The organism is Oleiphilus sp. HI0066, assembly GCF_001635725.1.
This window is the reverse complement of record NZ_LWFH01000887.1, coordinates 1-2,043: the sequence shown is the minus strand read 5'-3', so window position 1 is coordinate 2,043 and position 2,043 is coordinate 1. Positions and strand designations below refer to the sequence as shown.

Annotated in this window: 3 protein-coding genes; all 3 read left to right on the top strand. The window is 44.2% G+C overall.

The window, feature by feature from the left end:
* The first annotated feature begins 151 nt into the window (after nt 1-151).
* Genes A3738_RS10470 through A3738_RS10460 form a run of 3 tightly spaced genes read left to right on the top strand, consistent with a single transcriptional unit; the run spans nt 152 to nt 2,019 of the window.
* On the top strand, nt 152-439 hold the full coding sequence (locus A3738_RS10470) for a hypothetical protein (protein ID WP_068500827.1): 288 nt from the start codon (nt 152-154) through the stop codon (nt 437-439).
* A 45-nt stretch (nt 440-484) separates the two neighbouring features.
* Complete coding sequence (locus tag A3738_RS10465; protein WP_068500824.1) at nt 485-946, top strand: Fur family transcriptional regulator; 462 nt, start codon at nt 485-487, stop codon at nt 944-946.
* 20 nt (nt 947-966) lie between these two features.
* On the top strand, nt 967-2,019 hold the full coding sequence (locus A3738_RS10460) for a GTP-binding protein (protein ID WP_197472286.1): 1,053 nt from the start codon (nt 967-969) through the stop codon (nt 2,017-2,019).
* Nucleotides 2,020-2,043 lie beyond the last annotated feature (24 nt).

The following is a 2,043-nucleotide window of genomic DNA, read 5'->3' as shown; positions in this document are numbered from 1 at the left end:
TGACTCTAGATTATCCTGAAATAGCTAGTTGGCTATCATGCTCTGTGTCCTGATAAAAAACACAACGAAAGCAGGGTCAGAACCTTATCAAAATAGCCAGACCTACTATTATTGCAACTAATCTACACTGGTCTTTTAAAACATTTTCGCTGTGCGAAACGACGTTATTCAATACTTTGCGGACGATTTCCATCAGATAATTGAGGTGCGAGAGCTTCAAAACAATACTTATGCGCTAAGCGAGCAGTACAGCATTGAATACATTGCGATACTTATATGGATTGATACTCTTGGGTGTGAGCACAAATCAAACGAGTACTTACAAATGAGAGAATACGAGGCGATGTATCAGTGGTACCAAGATTCCCTCAAAAAGCCATCAAAAATCAGACTTAAACAAGTCTCAGCATTGATTAGAAAAGAGTCATTGCGGCTATAAATGATATGTTATATCGTGAACATCCTTACGACTTAAGTAGTTCTAATGAGCCAAATAAACAAGATCATCAATAGCGCCGAGCAACAGTGTAAAGCTAAAGGCGTTCGCTTAACCGATAAGCGAAAACAAGTCCTCTCTGCGTTGATTGAATCAAAAAAAGCACTCTCTGCTTACGAGCTTGTTGATTACCTCAAAGATGAATTTAAAGCCCCTCTGCCCGCGATGTCAGTGTATCGTATTCTTGATTTCCTTCAGACAGAGCAACTTGTTCATAAGCTCGACATTGCCAATAAGTATGTTGCCTGCGCGCATATTACCTGTGGGCATGATCATGGTACCCCGCAGTTTTTGATTTGTAATAACTGTAATAGCGTTACCGAAGTCGTGATTCCCAATGACATTATTCAGCAACTCCAAAACAATGTTACCGATGCGGGCTATACACTAGAAAGTACCCAAATCGAAATGAGCTGCCGTTGCCCAGTATGCAACGCACAGACTGCCTAACTTTCGCGGACTAAACACCTTTGCAAGACAGTAATCATAACCACAGCCACGACCACATCGCACCTATTCCCTGCAACATCATCACCGGTTTTCTAGGCGTTGGAAAAACCACCGCTATCGTTCACTTACTAAAGCAGAAACCTGAGAACGAACGTTGGGCCGTACTCGTCAATGAATTTGGTGAAATTGGTATCGATGGCGCGTTACTCGAAGGCTTAAACTCAGACAAAAACGCCATCTTCATTAAAGAGCTACCCGGCGGCTGCATGTGCTGTACGAATGGTCTGCCCATGCAAATGGCGCTAAATCAGCTCATTAGTCGCGCCAAGCCTGATCGCCTGCTCATCGAGCCAACAGGACTCGGTCATCCAGTAGAAGTGCTCGAAACACTCTCTAATGAATTCAATCGTAAAGTGATCGATATCCAGCAAACGATTACACTTGTTGATGCGCGAAAATTGGATGACACGCGCTACACCACCCATGAAACCTTCTTGCAACAGCTTCACATTGCCGATCGAATCGTAGCGAATAAAAGCGATTTGTATGACGCAAACAACAAGCAAACGCTCAAGACATTTTTATTCGAACAAGGTCTTGGACTTACGCCGATTGAATACAGCGCCTTTGCAGAATTAAAGACCGAGTGGCTAGTTGGCGAAACCGCATTTGGAAAGTCACAAGCAGAGGCTTGCGACCACGACCACGACCACGACCACGACCACGACCACGACCACGACCACGACCATCAGCATGATTCAAATCCTAATTCAAGCAAAGGTGCAATCAACAAAGCCGAAAATTCTGGTGAAGGGTTTAAAAGCGTCGGATGGACAATTCCACCAAGCGACGAATTCGACCTAGTCAAACTGCAGGCTTTTTTGGGCAGCTTAAATGTCGAGCGCATGAAAGCCGTATTCATTACCAATCAAGGTGTTTGTGGCTTTAATCTCGCCGACAATGAACTGTCATTGTTCGAGATTGGCGAAGCCTACGAAAGCCGCATTGAAATCATTTGCGATGACGTTGATGCCACTTGGGAAGAGTCTTTGGTAGCGTGTTTGGTTTCTTAGTGTTTAGCTACCGCGCAAAACACT

Excerpts from the sequence above, each read along its gene's own strand:
- A3738_RS10465 (WP_068500824.1), top strand. The coding sequence starts at position 485 with ATGAGCCAAATAAACAAGATCATCAATAGCGCCGAGCAACAGTGTAAA.